Source organism: Hansschlegelia beijingensis, from assembly GCF_045505405.1.
Taxonomy (GTDB): Bacteria; Pseudomonadota; Alphaproteobacteria; order Rhizobiales; family Methylopilaceae; genus Methylopila; species Methylopila beijingensis_A.
This window is the reverse complement of record NZ_JBJKEX010000563.1, coordinates 1-1,145: the sequence shown is the minus strand read 5'-3', so window position 1 is coordinate 1,145 and position 1,145 is coordinate 1. Positions and strand designations below refer to the sequence as shown.

At 69.9% G+C, this 1,145-nt stretch carries 2 protein-coding genes; both read left to right on the top strand.

The window, feature by feature from the left end:
- On the top strand, nucleotides 1-521 hold a 521-nt coding region (locus ACIKT0_RS18700; protein ID WP_407106810.1), incomplete at its 5' end, for an ATP-binding cassette domain-containing protein.
- Nucleotides 521-1,063 carry a branched-chain amino acid ABC transporter permease gene (locus ACIKT0_RS18695; RefSeq protein WP_407106809.1) on the top strand — a complete coding sequence of 181 codons (543 nt, stop codon included), beginning with the start codon at nucleotides 521-523 and terminating at the stop codon, nucleotides 1,061-1,063. The genes ACIKT0_RS18700 and ACIKT0_RS18695, both read left to right, overlap by 1 nt.
- Nucleotides 1,064-1,145 lie beyond the last annotated feature (82 nt).

Here is a 1,145-nt window from a genome sequence, read left to right as displayed (position 1 = left end):
ACGTGACCGCCGAGCCCCCGGCCCGGCGCGTGGCCGCGGGCCTCGCCTATGTGCCGCAGGAAGCCAACGTCTTCCCGAGCCTGACGATCGGCGAGAACCTCAAGCTCGCGACCGAATTCCTGCGCGGCCGGGCGGGCGTCGGGCCCGAGCAGCGCACGCGCGTCCTCGAACTCTTCCCCGAACTCGGCGCGCGGCTGAGAACCCGCGCCGGCGACCTCTCGGGCGGCCAGCGGCAGATGCTGGCCTTCGCGAGCGCCCTGCTCGCCGCCCCCGAGGTGCTGCTGCTCGACGAGCCTTCAGCGGGTCTCTCGCCGAAATTCGTAGGCGAGACCATGGAGGCGATCGTGCGCGTCCGGCAGAGCGGCGTGACCGTCCTGCTGGTCGAGCAGAATGTCGCCGCAGCTCTCAAGATCGCCGACGAGGCGGTGGTGCTGGTCGCAGGCCAGGTCAGCCTGCGAGCGCCCGCCAAGAACGTCAGCCCCGCCGATCTCGGCGACCTGTTCTTCGCAAAGGTCGCCTGATGGCAGCCCAGCTCTTCCTCAACGGTCTGGTCACCGGGCTCCTGCTCGCGCTGCCGGCGCTCGCCCTCACGCTGATCTTCGGGGTGCTGAAGTTCGCCAACTTCGCGGTCGGCGCGATGCTGACCTTCGGGGCCTATGCGGCCTGGGTGGCGAACGTCCAGCTCGGGCTTCCGCTTGTCGCCTCAGCGCTTATCGCGGCCGCGACGACGGCCCTCGTCGGGGTTCTGGCCGACCACTTCGCGTTCGAGCGGCTGCGCGAGCGCGGCTCCATCACCCTGATGGTGGCCTCGATGGGCGTGTCGCTGGTGATCGAGAACGTCTGCCGCTTCTTCTTCGGCAACGCCAGCCGCGGCTTCGACATCCCGCCGTCGCGTCCGATCCGCTGGGAAGGGCTGCGCATCAACCACGAGCAGATCACGACCGCCGTCACGGTGGTCCTCTGCCTGATCGCGGTCGACCTGCTGCTGCGCTTCTCCCCGCTCGGCCGCGCCATGCGGGCGGTCGCCGACAACGCCTCGCTGGCCGCGGTGCGCGGTGGATGATCGCGAAGGTCGCGCACCTCGTGCGCGTCGAGACGCCTGCGGGAGAGAAGTGATGGTGAAGCTCAACGACCTCCGGGACAAT

What these genes read in the sequence shown, in the direction of transcription:
- ACIKT0_RS18695 (WP_407106809.1), top strand. Translation starts at nt 521, where the DNA reads ATGGCAGCCCAGCTCTTCCTCAACGGTCTGGTCACCGGGCTCCTGCTC.